The organism is Azospirillum largimobile (assembly GCF_977007025.2).
Genome location: NZ_CDRMUA020000001.1, coordinates 190000 through 206187, shown reverse-complemented (window position 1 = coordinate 206187; position 16188 = coordinate 190000). Strand labels below are relative to the sequence as shown.

Annotated in this window: 15 protein-coding genes and 3 tRNA genes; 7 read left to right on the top strand and 11 right to left on the bottom strand. The window is 67.2% G+C overall.

All coding sequences use genetic code 11. The features are described 5' to 3' along the window. Positions 1–8: 8 nt before the first annotated feature. Positions 9–1613 (top strand): malate synthase A, encoded by a 1605-nt coding sequence (aceB, locus tag ACWPKK_RS00935; RefSeq protein ID WP_452000468.1) that lies wholly within the window; start codon positions 9–11, stop codon positions 1611–1613. 61 nt (positions 1614–1674) lie between these two features. Here the strand turns inward: aceB and ACWPKK_RS00930 are convergent, their stop codons facing one another. Together ACWPKK_RS00930 and ACWPKK_RS00925 are read right to left on the bottom strand one after the other, a co-directional pair. After that, positions 1675–2247 (bottom strand): demethoxyubiquinone hydroxylase family protein, encoded by a 573-nt coding sequence (locus tag ACWPKK_RS00930; protein ID WP_452000466.1) that lies wholly within the window; start codon positions 2245–2247, stop codon positions 1675–1677. Continuing rightward, positions 2244–2762: a disulfide bond formation protein B gene (locus tag ACWPKK_RS00925; protein WP_324868847.1), complete on the bottom strand. Its 519-nt coding sequence runs from the start codon at positions 2760–2762 to the stop codon at positions 2244–2246. The genes ACWPKK_RS00930 and ACWPKK_RS00925 overlap by 4 nt, the downstream gene beginning before the upstream one ends. A 233-nt stretch (positions 2763–2995) precedes the next feature. Here ACWPKK_RS00925 and ACWPKK_RS00920 point away from each other — a divergent pair. Beyond that, positions 2996–3080, top strand: a tRNA-Leu gene (locus ACWPKK_RS00920). 2 nt (positions 3081–3082) lie between these two features. On the opposite strand, the gene ACWPKK_RS00915 is transcribed toward ACWPKK_RS00920, so the two are convergent. Beyond that, on the bottom strand, positions 3083–3499 hold the full coding sequence (locus ACWPKK_RS00915) for an ArsR/SmtB family transcription factor (RefSeq protein ID WP_452000464.1): 417 nt from the start codon (positions 3497–3499) through the stop codon (positions 3083–3085). 94 nt (positions 3500–3593) lie between these two features. Here ACWPKK_RS00915 and ACWPKK_RS00910 point away from each other — a divergent pair, with 94 nt between their 5' ends. Further along, positions 3594–3977: a rhodanese-like domain-containing protein gene (locus ACWPKK_RS00910; RefSeq protein WP_452000462.1), complete on the top strand. Its 384-nt coding sequence runs from the start codon at positions 3594–3596 to the stop codon at positions 3975–3977. Between the two features lie 36 nt (positions 3978–4013). Here the strand turns inward: ACWPKK_RS00910 and ACWPKK_RS00905 are convergent. Next, positions 4014–4098: transfer RNA gene (locus ACWPKK_RS00905), tRNA-Leu, on the bottom strand. Positions 4099–4353: 255 nt separating this feature from the next. On the opposite strand from ACWPKK_RS00905, the gene ACWPKK_RS00900 reads away from it, so the two are divergent. Beyond that, entirely contained in the window at positions 4354–4533 is a 180-nt protein-coding gene (locus ACWPKK_RS00900) for a hypothetical protein (protein ID WP_014246704.1), read from the top strand. A gap of 64 nt (positions 4534–4597) precedes the next feature. Here ACWPKK_RS00900 and ACWPKK_RS00895 read toward each other — a convergent pair whose 3' ends face one another. Then, entirely contained in the window at positions 4598–4843 is a 246-nt protein-coding gene (locus tag ACWPKK_RS00895; protein ID WP_324868844.1) for a hypothetical protein, read from the bottom strand. A 106-nt stretch (positions 4844–4949) separates the two neighbouring features. Continuing rightward, positions 4950–5735, bottom strand: coding sequence for a competence/damage-inducible protein A (locus ACWPKK_RS00890; protein WP_452000459.1), 786 nt, complete (start codon positions 5733–5735; stop codon positions 4950–4952). A 66-nt stretch (positions 5736–5801) separates the two neighbouring features. Here ACWPKK_RS00890 and sfsA point away from each other — a divergent pair, with 66 nt between their 5' ends. Continuing rightward, entirely contained in the window at positions 5802–6539 is a 738-nt protein-coding gene (gene sfsA, locus ACWPKK_RS00885; RefSeq protein WP_452004678.1) for a DNA/RNA nuclease SfsA, read from the top strand. A 56-nt stretch (positions 6540–6595) separates the two neighbouring features. Next, positions 6596–7405: a type I methionyl aminopeptidase gene (gene map, locus ACWPKK_RS00880; protein ID WP_109152245.1), complete on the top strand. Its 810-nt coding sequence runs from the start codon at positions 6596–6598 to the stop codon at positions 7403–7405. Positions 7406–7577: 172 nt separating this feature from the next. Here the strand turns inward: map and ACWPKK_RS00875 are convergent. The 5 genes from ACWPKK_RS00875 to ACWPKK_RS00855 form a co-directional block, all read right to left on the bottom strand. After that, positions 7578–7652 (bottom strand) — tRNA-Thr (locus ACWPKK_RS00875). A gap of 103 nt (positions 7653–7755) precedes the next feature. Next, positions 7756–9684, bottom strand: coding sequence for a DNA helicase RecQ (recQ, locus tag ACWPKK_RS00870; RefSeq protein WP_452000456.1), 1929 nt, complete (start codon positions 9682–9684; stop codon positions 7756–7758). A 412-nt stretch (positions 9685–10096) separates the two neighbouring features. Beyond that, entirely contained in the window at positions 10097–10540 is a 444-nt protein-coding gene (locus ACWPKK_RS00865) for a (deoxy)nucleoside triphosphate pyrophosphohydrolase (protein ID WP_452000454.1), read from the bottom strand. Between the two features lie 19 nt (positions 10541–10559). Further along, entirely contained in the window at positions 10560–11798 is a 1239-nt protein-coding gene (gene argJ / locus ACWPKK_RS00860) for a bifunctional glutamate N-acetyltransferase/amino-acid acetyltransferase ArgJ (protein WP_452000452.1), read from the bottom strand. A 185-nt stretch (positions 11799–11983) separates the two neighbouring features. Beyond that, complete coding sequence (locus ACWPKK_RS00855) at positions 11984–12961, bottom strand: peptidylprolyl isomerase (protein WP_452000450.1); 978 nt, start codon at positions 12959–12961, stop codon at positions 11984–11986. A 447-nt stretch (positions 12962–13408) separates the two neighbouring features. Here ACWPKK_RS00855 and secA point away from each other — a divergent pair, with 447 nt between their 5' ends. Beyond that, complete coding sequence (gene secA / locus ACWPKK_RS00850; protein WP_452000448.1) at positions 13409–16144, top strand: preprotein translocase subunit SecA; 2736 nt, start codon at positions 13409–13411, stop codon at positions 16142–16144. Positions 16145–16188: the final 44 nt, after the last annotated feature.

The window sequence follows — 16188 nt, the reverse complement described above, 5'->3', positions numbered from 1 at the left end:
GCAGCACGATGGCCACCAGCATGCCCAGCCTTGAGATCCGCGGTCCGATGAAGCCCGGTTTCGAGGAGATCCTGACGCCGGAGGCGATGGCCTTCCTGGCGGAGCTGGAGGGTCGCTTCGGGCCTGAGCGGCTGCGGCTGCTGGACGTACGGACCAAGCGCCAGGCGCTGCTCGACAAGGGCCACAAGCCGGATTTCCTGCCGGAAACCCGCGCCATCCGCGAAGCCGACTGGACCATCACCCCGCTGCCCGTCGACCTGCTCGACCGCCGGGTGGAGATCACCGGGCCGGTCGACCGCAAGATGGTCATCAACGCGCTGAACAGCGGCGCCAAGGTCTTCATGGCCGATTACGAGGATGCCACCTGCCCGACCTGGACCAATCTGGTCGAGGGGCAGATCAACATCCGCGACGCCGTGCGCCGGACCATTTCCCACGAGGATCCGGCCAGCGGGAAGAAATACCGCCTCAGCGACAAGACCGCAGTTCTGAAGGTCCGCCCGCGCGGCTGGCATCTGGACGAGAGCCATGTGCTGATGGAAGGCGAGCCGATGTCGGGCGCGCTGTTCGACTTCGGCCTGCATGTCTTCCACAATGCCAAGGAGCTTCTGGCCCGCGGCAGCGGCCCCTATTTCTACCTGCCCAAGCTGGAAAGCCATTTCGAGGCGCGGTTGTGGCGCGAGGTCTTCCTGGTGGCGGAGGAATACCTGCACCTGCCCCACGGCTCGATCAAGGCGACGGTGCTGATCGAGACCATCCTCGCCGCCTTCGAGATGGACGAGATCCTCTATGAGCTGCGCGAGCATTCCGCCGGCCTGAACTGCGGGCGCTGGGACTACATCTTCAGCTTCATCAAGAAGTTCCGGAAGGACCCCGCCGCCGTCATGCCCGACCGGGCCGAGGTGACGATGGCCACCCCCTTCCTGTCGGCCTACAGCCAGCTGGCGATCAAGACCTGCCACCGCCGCGGCGCGCCGGCCATCGGCGGCATGGCCGCCTTCATCCCGGTCAAGGGAGATCCGGAAGCGAACGAGGTCGCCTTCTCCCGCGTGCGGGCCGACAAGGAGCGCGAGGCGTCCAACGGCCATGACGGCACCTGGGTCGCCCATCCCGGTCTGGTGCCGGTGGCGCGCGAGGTGTTCGACGCCTACATGACCACGCCCAACCAGATCGCCCGCAAGCGCACCGACGTGACCGTCACCGCCGCCGACCTGCTGGCGGTGCCCGCCGGGCCGAAGACGGAGGCCGGTCTGCACAACAACGTGGCGGTCGGCATCGGCTATATCGAGGCATGGCTGCGCGGACAGGGCTGCGTCCCGCTGTTCAACCTGATGGAGGACGCCGCAACCGCGGAGATCAGCCGCACCCAGGTCTGGCAGTGGGTCCACACCGGCACGGCGCTGGACGACGGACAGGCCGTCACCCTGGACCTCGTCGACCGCGTCATTGCGGAGGAGCTGTCTGCCTGGAAGGAGCGTGTCGGCGCCGATGCCTATGCCAAGGGCCGCTACGCCGACGCCGCGTCGTTGTTCCGTGATCTGGTCGCGCGCGAGGACTTCACGGAGTTCCTGACCCTGCCGGCCTACCAGCGCGTGGTGGCGGAAGGGGCGTAAGGTCCTTTTCGGGGAGAGGGGGCGGCCGGCCCCCTCGGACCCGCCAACCCAGACCCGACCGTCAAATCCTCTCGGCCACCCAGATCACCGCACGCGTGCCGGCCTTGATCGCCGCCGAAAGCACCGGATAGCCGGCCGCGAGTTCCGCCTCGTTGACGATGCCGATGTCGCGGTGCTCGACCTCCTCCGCCTGGAACTTGCGGATGCTGTCGGCAAGCTCCTGATCCTCGGGGCCGAGGTGCTTCAGCTGCGCCTCGTAATGCTCCTCGATCACCTCTTCGACGGCGACGGTGCAGGCCATCGCCGCGCGTTCGCCGAGGATCGCGGTGCCGGCCCCCAGCAGGAAGCCGGTGACGTGCCACAGCGGCTGCAACAGGGTCGGCCGCACGCGGCGGCGGTTCAGCTGCTTTTCGAAATACTGCAGATGGACCAGCTCCTGCTCCGCCATGTGGCGCAGGGTCTTGCCGTGGCGGCCCTTGCCGATGACGGCGATCTGGCCCTCGTAGATGCGTTTGGCGCCATATTCGCCGGCATGGTCGACGCGGACGATGCGGGCCAGCCGGTCGCGCCGCGGCAGGTCGCCGGGCAGCGCGCCATGTCGCGAGATGGCGGTCGGAGAAGTCGTTTCGCTCACAGTGCAGTCCTCGACACCGGGGTGCGGATGTAGGCGGTGCGTGCCGCGACGAAGGCGTAGGCCGCCAGCGCCAGCGAGATCGCCACGTTGTAGCCCGCCATGGAAATGCCGAACAGCGACCAGGCCACTTCGTCACAGCGGGTGACCGGCGCCGCCATCACCTGCGCCCGCAACGCCTCCAGCGAATTCGCCGGGGCCGAGCCGCCGCAGGACGAGGTGCCGGCCCACCAATGCTGCTCCACCCCGACATGGTAGGCGGCGATGCCCGCGCCGGCCAGCAGGGCAAGCCCGCTCGCCACCAGCAGCGCGTCGCCCAGCCCTTTCCAACGGCGGAACAGCCAGGTCACCAGCCCGAACACCATCACCGCCACATAGGGCCAGCGCTGCATGATGCAGAGGATGCAGGGCTGGTAATCCAGCACGAACTGGAAGAACAGGGCCGACAGCAGCACGCCCGCACTGGCCAGGGCCAGCAGCAGCGCGGCAATGCGGGGATCGTCGAAGATGCGGGACATGAGGGGCTTGGTCGTCATGGCCGACAAGGTAGCGCGTGCGCGACCGTTCGACCAGCCGTCCGCGACGCGCGCACCGCCCCTGCGACGGCATGGCAGGGGCGGCACCGCCGCCGGGGAATAAGCACGGCCATGGCAGCGTCCCCGAAGCAGGCAGGCGGGGGATCGGGCTGGCGACAAACGGCGTTCTTTTGCACTTTCCGTTTCCGGACTGTTGAGTTAGAAGAGGCGTCGCTGCGGGCGTGGTGAAATTGGTAGACGCGCCGGACTCAAAATCCGGTTCCGCAAGGAGTGTCGGTTCGAGTCCGACCGCCCGCACCACCTTATTCCGACCGGCCTCCCGGTCGTGACCGGCATTCCGCCGTCCCCTCTTCCATTACCGAATCGGTCACGGCATCCGCCACAGCGGCACCGCAGGACGGTGGGCGCTCGCCGGACGAGTGCGGCGGTTGGCAGAACAAGTCGGCCAACACCTCTATAACAGCCGTCACCTCCCGGCTTGCGATCGAGTAGAAGATCGTCTGCGACCGTCGCCGCGTGCGGACCAGCCCGTCGGCGCGCAAGCGCGCCAGATGCTGCGACAGGGCCGACTGGCTGAGCCCGACGATCTCGCCCAACTGGCCGACGCTGCGCTCCCCCTGCCCCAGTTCGCACAGGATCAGCAGGCGCGCCTCGTTGGACAGCGCCTTCATCAGCTTGGCGGCGGGCCGCAGCCCCGGGGTCAGGATGGACGCACTCATTGACATTAAATTAGAAACTACTAATTTTATGGTCAAGGGTTTTCCCGGCGTCCGCCCTGCCCGACCAACCGTCTCGATTCAAGGCAAACCGACCATGTCCCTGTGCACGCTGTTCCGCCGCCTGATCCCCACCGCCCCATCGGCCGACCGCAGCGGCGCCGGTCCCATCCGCCAGATCGACCCAGCGACCGCCATCGAGTGGCAGGCCAGCAGCCAAGCGGTGATCATCGATGTCCGAGAAGCCCATGAACATGCCGCCGGCCATATTCCCGGCGCCATTCTGAACCCGCTGTCCTCTTTCGACCCGTCGCGGGTACCGACCGACCCGGCCAAGCATCTGGTTTTCCATTGCCAAGGCGGCATGCGTTGCGGCCCCGCCGCCGAACGCATGGTGGCCGCCGGCCACACCGGAACCATCAACCGCCTGCGCGGCGGCTTCGCCGCCTGGGTCAATGCCGGGGGTCCGGTGGAACGCTGAGTATCGGTATGGAAGGAGGACGGACTGCAATGAAGATGGTGCGGGCGGCGGGACTCGAACCCGCATACCTAAGGGTGAGGGATTTTAAGTCCCTTGCGTCTACCGGTTTCGCCACGCCCGCGCCCCAGACTCCGCCATCACAGGCCGGTCAGGCGACCGGATCATGACGGCAAAGCTCATGTCGACGGAGCGGCCCCGCGCTGCCCGCGCAGATTGCATACTGCGATATGCAACGCACCGTTCCGTGGTCATGACTTAGACAATCGCGGGGCTGCGGGTCAAGGGGCCTTCGCAAAACCGCAGGCATTCCCATATCGAAGGAAGCGCAACTGCGGGACAGGCCCTGAAATAGGGCCGGGCAAAGGGAGGACGCGGCGTGAGCGAGACGAACTGGCTGTCGCTGGTGGCACTTCTGATGGTGGCCGTTCTGGTGGTGCCGGCCGCCCTTCGCCGGAACCGTGGGGTCGTGCTTCGCAACGCGGCACTCTGGCTGGCGGCGATCGTGGCGCTCGTGTGGATTTATGACCGCTTCGGACCGTTCGGCGCCAACTTCTGAGCGCAGCTTTTCCGAACAGCCAGCCCGCAAGTTGCCTGCTAAGGCCCCCAGGGGCCAGAGCGCTTCAGGGACGGGTGTCCTCGTTCATCGTCATGATGCCGATTCCCATCGACACGCTGCCGAAGGTCAGCATCAGGCCGGCATAGAGCATGATCGTCGCGGTGATCCCGTACTCGCTGCTGCCGATCAGCGTCGCCAGCTTGGCGACGTCGAACCACAAGAGACCGGTCGCCAGCACCACCGCACCGGCGACGCCCGCTGCCAGATGGCGCAGAAGGAACAGCAACGCCGCTTTCTCAAAGCTCTTCATGGCGGAGCCTCCCGGCAGACGCGGTTTGGATGATGGGAGGCTAATATAGGACCGAATCGGTCCGGGACAATCGATCCGCCGACATAGCTGCGGTCATAGCGCCGCATTACCCTTTCGTACCAACCGTGACGGTCGGCGTACCGCCCAGACGGCGAATGGTGGCAGCCAATTCATCGGCCGCCGCCATCACCTCAGCCTCGTCGGTGCCGCGCAGAACCAGGCTGACGCCGAAGAAGCCGTTGCGGAAGTAAGGATAGCTGCCGATCTCGAGATTTGGATGGCGATCCTGCAAGTCCGACAGATCGGCGGCGATCACTCCCTCCCCCAACTCGCACGCCACCGTGCGGGCATGCAGCGCCGGTCCGCCGGCCAGCCGCGGCAGAATGCCGTCCAGCATCGCCCGCATGATGTTGGGCACGCCGGCCATGACGAAGACGTTGCCGATCTGGAAGCCGGGCGCCTGGCTGATCGGGTTGTCGATCAGGATGCCGCCGGCGGGGACATTGGCCATGCGCAGCCGCGCCTCGTTGAGTTGGTCGGCGGCGTAATGGCGTTCAAGCCGGGATACCGCTTCCGGATTGCGCTCCAGCGCCACGCCGAAGGCCTTGGCGACGCAGGCGGCGGTGATGTCGTCGTGGGTCGGGCCGATGCCGCCGGTGGTGAAGACATAGGTGTAGCGGGCGCGCAGGGCGTTGACCGCGGCAACGACCTCCTCCTCCACATCCGGCACCACGCGGGCCTCGCGCAGCCGCACGCCGATCTCCGTCAGCTTCTCGGCGATGTGGCCCAAATTGGCGTCCTTGGTGCGGCCCGACAGGATCTCGTTGCCGATCACCAGGACGGCGGCGGTCGGATTTGCTCCGGTCGGGGTTGCGGCGGTCTCGGACGTCATGGCGGCGGGGGTCTCCGTGGAACGCTCTTGTCGAGCGGGAAGGCCAAGGGTAGCGTCGCCGCCAAGATGCGCTTTCCCACCCCCCTTCTTCAAGGCCGCCTGATCCGCCGCTACAAGCGGTTCCTTGCCGATGTCCTGCTGGACGGGGCGGAGGTGACGGCGCATGTCCCCAATTCCGGCAGCATGATCGGGCTGGACATCCCCGGCTCCGCCGTCTGGCTGTCACGCTCCGCCAACCCGAAACGCAAGCTGGCCTACACGCTGGAGCTGGTGGAGGCCGCCGCTCCCTGGGGCGAGGGGCTGGTCGGCGTCAACACCGGCCATCCCAACGCGCTGGTCGCCGCCGCGATATCCGCCGGCATGATCCCGGAACTGGCCGGCTACGACCGGCTGCGGCGCGAGGTGAAATACGGCCGCAACAGCCGCATCGACGTGCTGCTGGAAGACGATCCGGCCAAGCCCGGCGCCCGGCCTCCGGCCTATGTCGAGGTCAAGAACGTCCACCTCCGCCGCCCCGACGGGCCCCATGCTGACGCCGCCGAATTCCCGGACTGCGTCACCGCCCGCGGCGCCAAGCATCTGGAGGAGATGGCGGCGATGGTGGCCCAGGGCTGCCGCGCGGTCATGCTCTACCTTGTCCAGCGCGGCGATTGTTCCCATTTCCGCACGGCGGGCGATCTCGATCCGACGTATCATGACGGTCTGCGCCGCGCGCTGGATTCGGGAGTGGAGGCGCTGTGTTGGTCTTGCGCGATCACGCCCGAATCGATTGAATTGGACCGGCCGCTGCCGATCCGGCTTTAGGGCCGCGGCGGGTTTCGGCATCGGGCTTTCGGTTACTTGGCATAGGGGCTTTCGTCTTGGAACAGGATCACGTCGAATCCAACCGCGTCCGTCTTCATGGTCCGGAGGGATTCGAAGGCATGCGCAAGGCCGGCCGGCTGGCCGCGCTGGCTCTGGACTACATCGTCCCCTATGTGCAGCCGGGCGTCACCACGGGCGAACTCGACCGCCTGCTGGAGCAGTTCATCCGCGACCATGGCGGCATCCCCGCCCCGCTGGGCTATCGCGGCTTCCCGCGCGCCAACTGCATTTCGGTCAACCATGTCGTCTGCCACGGCATCCCGGGCGACAAGCGGCTGGTCGACGGCGACATCCTGAACATCGACGTCACGCCGATCGTCGACGGCTGGTACGGCGACAGCAGCCGCATGTATCTCTGCGGCGACGTAGGCGTGAAGGCGCGCAAGCTGGTGGACGTCACCTATGACGCGCTGATGATCGGCATCGCCGCGGTGAAGCCGGGCGCCACGCTGGGCGACATCGGCCACGCCATCCAGACCTTCGCCGAGTCCCACCGTTTCTCGGTGGTCCGCGATTTCTGCGGCCACGGCGTCGGCCGCGTCTTCCACGAGCCGCCGTCTGTCCTGCATTACGGCAAGCCGGGCGAGGGTCTGGTCCTGAAGGAAGGCATGATCTTCACCATCGAGCCGATGATCAACACCGGCCGCCCCGACGTGAAGATCTTGGGCGACGGCTGGACCGCCGTGACCAAGGACAAGTCGCTGTCCGCCCAGTTCGAGCACTCCATCGGTGTGACCGCCGACGGGGCGGAGATCTTCACCCTGTCGCCGGCGGGGTACACGAAGCCGCCTTACGCGGTGGAGTGAGGCTGAGGGGCATTATGGGGTGAGTGGCGGGCGCCGTGTCGGGGGATGCGGCGCCCGAGTTGTTTTTGGCAGCGGCCAAGCACTCGATTGACCAGCGCCACAACGGACAACATCGCAGCAGCCCTGAAACGATCAAGGGCCCGGCAATTGCTTGCCGAGCCCTTGAAAAAACTGGTGCCGCAACAGGGATTTGAACCCCGGACCTACTGATTACGAATCAGTTGCTCTACCCCTGAGCTACTGCGGCGTCGTTGTGGCGCGGAACATAGCGAGGTGCTTCGCGGGATGCAAGCGGTGAATTTCGGAAAAATCGACCGCTCCTCCTCAAGCCTGCCATGCGCCCAAACGCCTCACCCGTGCTGCCGGATCACCTCCAGGAAGGCGTCGGCGTAGCGCTCCAGCTTGCGGCCGCCGACCCCCGGCAGATGGGCGAAGGCGGCATGGTCTTGCGGGCGCTGGGCCACCATCTCCAGCAGCGTGCTGTCGTGGAAGATCACATAGGGCGGCACGCTCTGCGCCTTCGCCAGCGCCGTCCGGCAGTCCTTCAGCGCGTGCCACAGCGCGTCGTCGGCCGCAGACAGCGCGCCGCGGGCGCCGGAGCGCGACACGCCCTCCCCGCTCGATCCGCCGCCGACACTGCCGCCGCGAGCGGTGTGGCGGCGCAACGCGTCGTGGACGCCGCGGCGGCGCTCCAGCACCGGGTCCTTGCGCAGCTTCACCACCCGCTGGCCCTTGATGACGGCAACCCCGGCATCGGTCAGGCGGAAGCCGCCATAGCCCTCCAGGTCGACGGTCAGCAGCCCGGTCGCCACCAGCTGGCGATAGACCGACTGCCATTCGACCTTGGACAGGTCGGTGCCGACGCCGAAGGTCTTCAGCCGGTCATGCTGCTGCTGCACTACCTTCTCGGTGGCGTTGCCGACCAGAATGTCGATCAGATGGCCGGCGCCATAGCGCTGCCCTGTGCGGTAGACCGCCGACAGCGCCTTCTGCGCGGCGATGGTGCCGTCCCAGGTCTCGACCGGGTCGATGCAGGTGTCGCAGTTGCCGCAGGGCTCCGGCAGCGTCTCGTTGAAATAGTTCAGCAGCACCTGACGGCGGCAGTCCGGCGTCTCGCAGAAGCCGAGCAGGGCCTCCAGCTTGCCGCGCTCCACCCGGCGGTGGCTGTCGCCGGCCTCCGACTGCTCCAGCATCTGGCGCAGCATCACCACGTCGGCCATGCCGTAGGCCATCCAGGCGTTGGCGGGCAGGCCGTCGCGACCGGCGCGGCCGGTCTCCTGGTAATAGGCTTCCAGGCTCTTGGGCGGATCGAGGTGGCAGACGAAGCGGACGTTCGGCTTGTCGATGCCCATGCCGAAGGCCACCGTGGCGACCATCACCAGACCCTCGCTCTTGATGAAGCGGTCCTGGTTGGCCTCGCGCGTCTCGGCCGGCAGCCCGGCATGATAGGGCAGAGCCTCGCGGCCTTGGCTGTTCAGCCAGGCGGCGACATCCTCCACCTTGTTGCGCGACATGCAATAGACGATGCCGGCGTCTTCCGGGTGGTTCTCGCGCAGGAAGGCCAGCATCTGCTGGCGCTCGCTCTTCTTCGGCACCACGCGGTAGGTGATGTTGGGCCGGTCGAAGCTGGACAGGAAGACACGGGCGTCGGTCAGCCCCAGCTTGTCCTTGATCTCGGCGCGGGTCTGCACGTCGGCGGTGGCGGTCAGCGCGATGCGCGGCACCATCGGGTGGCGTTCGTGCAGGATCGACAGTTGCAGGTATTCGGGGCGGAAGTCATGCCCCCACTGCGACACGCAATGCGCCTCGTCCAGCGCGAAAAGCGCCAGCCGGGTGCGGTCGAGCAGGTCGAGGAAGCGCGGGGTCACCAGCCGTTCGGGCGCGACATAGACGAGGTCGATCTCGCCCTGCACCATCGCCCGCTCCACCTCCCGCGCCTCCGCCGGGCCGAGGGAGGAGTTGAGGAAGGCGGCGCGCACGCCAAGCTCCCGCAATGCCGTCACCTGGTCGCGCATCAGGGCGATCAACGGCGAGACGACCACCGTCACCCCGTCGCGCACCAGCGCCGGGATCTGGTAGCACAGCGACTTGCCGCCGCCGGTCGGCATCAGCACGAGCGCGTCGCCGCCGCGCACCACATGGTCGATGATGTCGGCCTGCTGGCCGCGGAAGGAGTCGTAGCCGAACACCGTCCGCAGCGCGTCGAGCGCCGTGGCCGGCCGTTGACCGAGGGCATCGTCCGACGCACCCGGGTTGCTGTAGGAAAACAACGAATCCACGCCGATGCGGTTCAGGAAAGTGGTGCCGGAGATCCGGCTTGTCGTCTCAACGCCCCATCATGTGGCACAGATCGCCCGCGGGGCAAAGCCGCAAAGGGACACGCCCGGGAACAAAGGTCGGACCTTCCCTGGCGCCACCACACATTGGTGTGAAAAGGTAGCGTCCGCTCATCGTCCGCGTGTAAACTGAAAACGGCGGATGGAATGGGCCATCCGCCGTTTCAGAAGGAGGAAGGTGGCATGAACAAAATGCCGTTCTTCCTGGTGCTCCGGTGGCGGAGATGGCGGATCGAAATCCGCTTGATCCACCGCTAAGCATCGGGAGCGTGCCGGCGGGTGCTGCAACACCCGCCGGCCACCTCCGAAAAATATACAGCCGCGCGGCCCGATTTTCAACGCGCGGTATCGGCCCCTACAGCAAATCGCGCAGCATCGCCACCAGCGGCACGTCGGCCGGCGGCATCGGGTAATCGCCCATCCGGTTCGGATAGACCCAGGCGAGTTTCTGCCCCTCCTGCGCCATCACGTCGCCCTCCCACACCCGGCAGACATAGAGCGGCATCAGCAGGTGGAAGCTCTCGTAGCTGTGCGAGGCGAAGGTGAAGGGCGCGAGGCAGCTTGCCGCCGTGTCGATGCCCAGCTCCTCCTTCAACTCGCGCACCAGCGCCGCTTCCGGCGTCTCGTCGGCATGCACCTTGCCGCCGGGAAACTCCCACAGGCCGGCTAGCGACTTGCCGGGCGGGCGTTGGGCCAGCAGCACGCGCCCATCGGCGTCGACGAGCGCCACCGCGACGACCAGCAGCACCGGCAGCGAACCGGGTGCAGGGGTGGAGTTGGGATCGAAACAGGCGGTCATCACGCGGCTCCAGTGGCGGTCAGCTCCGATAGCTGCCGTTGATGTCGATGTAGCCGTGCGTCAGGTCGCAGGTCCACACCTTCGCCGTACCCTTGCCCAGGCCAAGATCGATGTCGATGTCGATCTCCTTGCCCTTCATGTGATTGGCGACCGGCGTCTCGTCGTAACCGGGGACCTCCATCCCGTCGGCGCAGATCAGGGTGCCGCCGACGGTGATCCTGATCAGGTCGCGGTCGGCGCGCTCGCCGGCGCGGCCGATGGCGGCGACGATGCGGCCCCAGTTGGCGTCCTCGCCGGCCACCGCGGTCTTGACCAGCGGCGAGTTCGCCACCGTCATGCCGATCCGCTTGGCGACGGCGTCGCTGTCGGCACCGCGCACGGTGATGGCGATGAACTTGGTCGCCCCTTCGCCGTCACGCACCACCTGCAGCGCCAGATCGAGCAGCAGATCCTCCAGCGCGGCGCGGAACTCCGCCAGCTCGGCGGCATCGGCGCTCGACACCGGTGCGTTGCCGGCCTTGCCCGTCGCGAACAGCAGCAGCGTGTCGCTGGTCGAGGTATCGCCGTCGACCGTGATGGCGTTGAAGGTGCGCTCGGTGAACTCCGACAGCATGTCCTGCAGCGCGGTGGCGGCGATGGCGGCGTCGGTGAAGACGAAGCCCAGCATCGTCGCCATGTCCGGCGCGATCATGCCGGAGCCCTTGGCGAAGCCGGCGATGGTCACCGTCGTCCCACCGATGGTCGCGGTGCGAACGGCGCCTTTCGGGAAGGTGTCGGTGGTCATGATGGCGCGGGCGGCCTTCTCCCACGCGGCCGAGTCGGCGGCGAGGGCCGGGGCCATCGGCGCCAGGCACTTGCCGATGGCGTCGGCGGCCAGCGGGATGCCGATCACGCCGGTCGAGGCGATGTAGACCTCATCCGGGGCGCAGCCGGCCAGTTCGGCGGCGGCGGTGACGGTCGCCTGCACGGTGGCGTCGCCCGCCTTGCCGGTGAAGGCGTTGGCATTGCCGGCATTCACCACCACGGCGCGGGCCGAGCCCTTGGGCAGGCTGTCGCGGCACCAGATCACCGGGGCCGAGCAGGTCAGCGACCGGGTCAGCACGCCCGCCACGCTGGTGCCGGGATCCAGCACGGCCAGCAGCAGATCGTCGCGGCCCTTGTATCGGATGCCGCTGTTCGCCGTGGCGATGCGCACGCCCGCGATGGGCGGCAGCGTCGGGAAGCTGGCGGGAGCCAAGGGGGAGAGGGTCGTGGCCATGGAGGGAGTTCCCGTGGTGGGGAGTGGTGGCATGTGGAGAGGGGTAGGAGTGGAGACGCTTGCCCCCACCTAACCTCCCCCGCTGGGCGGGGGAGGGACTGCCGCCACTCTCCCGCACAAGCACTTACTCCCTCCCCCGCCCAGCGGGGGAGGGTTGGGGTGGGGGCATAGTATGCCCCCACCCCTTACTTCTTCGCCGGCTCCGCCGGAGCGGCGGGCGTCGCCGGGGCCGGGGTCGCCGGGGCGGCGGCCGGCTCTTCCTTCGGCATCGGCGAGCCGTCGAGCTGGAAGGTCTCGATCGTCGCCTTGCCGCGCAGTTCCTCGACCAGCGCGGTGACGATGTCCTTCGACAGCGTCTGCTCCAGCTGCGGCTTCACTTCGTCGAGCGTCGGCTGCGGCTGGGTGCGCTTATCCTCGACCTTGATGATGTGATAGCCGAACTGGGTCTTGACCGGCTCCTTGCTGATCTCGCCCGGCTTCATGGCGAAGGCGGCGTTGGCGAAGGGCTCGACCATCGCGTCCTTGGTGAAGTAGCCGAGGTCGCCGCCCTGGGCCGCGGCGGCGGCGTCCTTGGACTTCTCCTTGGCCAGCTTGGCGAAATCGCCGCCCTTCTTCAGCTGGGCGATGATGGCCTTGGCTTCGTCTTCCTTCTCGACCAGGATGTGGGCGGCCTTGACCTCCTCCTGCGCCGGGTTCTCCTTCAGGAAGTCCTGATAGGCCTTCTGCGTCGCCTCGGGGGTGATGCGGGCCTTGATCTCCTTCTGGATGTAGGCGCGCTGCACCGCGCGCTCCTCGGCGCGCTTGATCTCGTCCTTGACCTCGGACGAATCGGCCAGACCGGCCTTGTAGCCGGCCGAGGAGACCAGCTTGCCGCTGACCAGCTGGTCGATCACCGCCGGATAGATCATCTCGATCGGCATCTGCTGCACCTGCGGCGGCAGCTGCGAGACCATGCGGGAGACGTCCGACTTGCGCAGCTCCTCGCCGTTGACGCGGGCGACCACCGGATCGGCCGGAGCAGCCGGGGTGGCCGGAGCGGAGGCGGCCGGGGCCGGGGCAGCCGGCGCGGGGGTGGCGGGAGCCGGCGTCTGGGCATTGGCGGCCAGCGCGATGCCACAGGCGGCAACCGACAGGAGCGCGGTGCGGAACACTCGTTGAACCATGGCGTGTCTGTTTCCTTCCGGCGGATGCTTCGCAACAAGAGGGCGGCCGATGGGTCGGAGCCCCGGTTCGCATGGCCTGCGGCATCGGAGCCATCCGCCGCTCCGCGCCCGATTCCGCAGGGGATTAAGCATGGCTAGCCCGCGCGGGGCAAGGGGTGCGCTTGGGTTCCGTCCGGGATGCCGTTGCGGATCCGGAGCCCATGAGCCTCCCCAACGACCTGTGCCTCGCGTCCGGCAATACCAGCCCCGAACCGTCCCGTCAGCCGCCTTCCCGCTTTCTGGACGCGATTTCATGGTTCCGTCATGCCCGCAACGGGGCGGGCGGCGCCGTTGATGATGCCGCAGGGGGGCTCCACCTGCCCGGTCTCGTTGACAGGGCCTTGCCATAGTCCTATGTGAGACCCGTCGATAGACTGGCCCGCATTCCGCTTTACTCCCGAGGTTTTCATGTTCGGCGCTCTCGCCCGCAAGATTTTCGGCACCGCCAACACGCGCGCGGTCAAGGCGCTGCACAAGACCGTGGCTCAGATCAACGCGCTGGAGCCGTCGGTCGCGGCGCTGACCGACGACCAGCTGAAGGGACGCACCGACTGGCTGCGCGACCGGCTGGCCAAGGGCGAGACGCTGGACGACATCCTGCCCGACGCCTTCGCCACCGTGCGCGAGGCGGCCAAGCGCGTGCTGGGCCAGCGCCATTTCGACGTCCAGCTGATGGGCGGCATGGTGCTCCACAGCGGCAAGATCGCGGAGATGCGCACCGGTGAAGGCAAGACGCTGGTCGCCACGCTGGCCGTCTACCTGAACGCGCTGGAAGGCAAGGGCGTCCACGTCGTCACCGTGAACGACTATCTCGCCTCGCGCGACAGCGGCTGGATGGCGCGGGTCTACGGCTTCCTCGGCCTGACGACCGGCTGCATCGTCCACGGCCTGGACGACGACGAGCGCCGCGCCGCCTATGCCGCCGACATCACCTACGGCACGAACAACGAGTTCGGCTTCGACTATCTGCGCGACAACATGAAGTTCCGGCTGGAGGAACTGGTCCAGCGGCCCTTCAACTACGCCATCGTCGACGAGGTCGACTCGATCCTGATCGACGAGGCGCGCACCCCGCTGATCATCTCCGGCCCGTCCACCGACTCGTCGGAGATGTATGTCCAGGTCGACCGGCTGATCCCGATGCTGGTCCCTGAGGATTACGAGAAGGACGAGAAGCACCGCACCGTCAGCTTCACCGAAGCCGGCCAGGAGCATATGGAGCAGTTGCTGGGCCAGGCCGGGCTGCTGAAGTCGGGCGGGCTCTACGACATCCAGAACGTGGCGCTGGTCCACCATTCGCAGCAGGCGCTGCGCGCCCACATGCTGTTCCAGCGTGACAAGGACTACATCGTCAAGGATGACAAGGTCGTCATCATCGACGAGTTCACCGGCCGCATGATGGAAGGCCGCCGCTTCTCCGAAGGCCTGCACCAGGCGCTGGAAGCCAAGGAGAAGGTGACGATCCAGCGCGAGAACCAGACGCTGGCCTCCATCACCTTCCAGAACTATTTCCGCATCTACCCGAAGCTGGCCGGCATGACCGGCACCGCGCTGACCGAGGCGGCGGAGTTCGGCGAGATCTACGGGCTCGAAGTGGTCGACATCCCGACCAACGTCCCGGTCAAGCGCATCGACCACGACGACGAGGTCTATCGCACCGCGACCGAGAAGTACCACGCGATGATCGACCTGATCGAGGACGCTCGCAAGCGCGGCCAGCCGGTGCTGGTCGGCACCACCTCGATCGAGAAGTCGGAGCTGCTGGCGGAGCTGCTGACCAAGCGCGGCATCCCGCACAACGTCCTGAACGCCCGCCACCACGAGCAGGAAGCCTACATCGTGGCCCAGGCCGGCCGCGCCGGGGCGGTGACCGTCGCCACCAACATGGCCGGCCGCGGCACCGACATCCAGCTGGGCGGCAACCTCCAGATGCGGATCGAGGTCGAGCTGGCCGATGTGCCCGAGGGTCCGGAGCGCGAGGCCCGCATCAAGCAGATCGAGGCCGAGATCGCCGAGGCGCGCGAGACGGTGAAGCAGGCCGGCGGCCTCTATGTCGTCGGCACCGAGCGCCACGAAAGCCGCCGCATCGACAACCAGCTGCGCGGCCGTTCCGGCCGCCAGGGCGACCCCGGCACCTCGAAGTTCTTCCTGTCGCTGGAAGACGACCTGATGCGGATCTTCGGGTCGGAGCGGATGGACAGCATGCTGCAGCGTCTCGGCCTGAAGGAAGGCGAGGCGATCATCCATCCCTGGATCAACAAGGCCCTGGAAAAGGCGCAGCAGAAGGTCGAGGCGCATCACTTCGAGGTCCGCAAGAACCTGCTGAAGTTCGACAACGTCATGAACGACCAGCGCAAGGTCGTCTATGAACAGCGCCACGAGGTGATGGAGAGCGAGGACATCGCGGAGGAAATCCGCGAGATGCGCCACCAGATCATCGCCAACATGGTGTCGACCGCCATTCCGGCCAACAGCTACTCCGAGCAGTGGGACATCGACGGCCTGCACGAGGCGGTCAACCGCGTGCTGGGCATGGACCTGCCGGTCCAGGAGTGGGCCAAGGAAGAGGGCATCGCCGAGCCGGAGATCGAGGAGCGCGTGCGCGAGGCCGCCGACCGCAAATATGCGGAGAAGGAGGAGACCTACGGCGCCGAGACGATGCGGCATGTGGAAAAGAGCATCCTGCTCCAGATCCTGGACCAGGAATGGAAGGACCATCTCCTCCAGCTCGACCACCTGCGCCAGGGCATCAACCTGCGCGCCTACGCCCAGAAGGATCCGCTGAACGAATACAAGCGCGAGGCCTTCGAGCTGTTCGACACCATGCTGATGGCACTACGCGAGCAGGTCACCACCATCCTGATGCATGTCGAAATCCGCATGGCCCCCTCGCAGGAGGAGCTGTTCGCCCGCCAGATGCAGGAGATGCACGAGGGCCGCACCGATCCGGCGCTGGCGATGGCCGCCATGGGGGCGGGTGACGGCGACGTCCTGCCCGACGGCATGGTCCGCGCCTCGTCGCTCGCCGGCACGCCGGAGGATCAGCCGCTGCCGGCGGACGTGATGGAAAACACCCCGCGCAACGCCGCCTGCCCCTGCGGCTCCGGCAAGAAGTTCAAGCACTGCCACGGACGGATGGCGTAAGGGGTGATGGGTGGGGGTGCCTGTGCGTTGCCCCCACCCCTCCC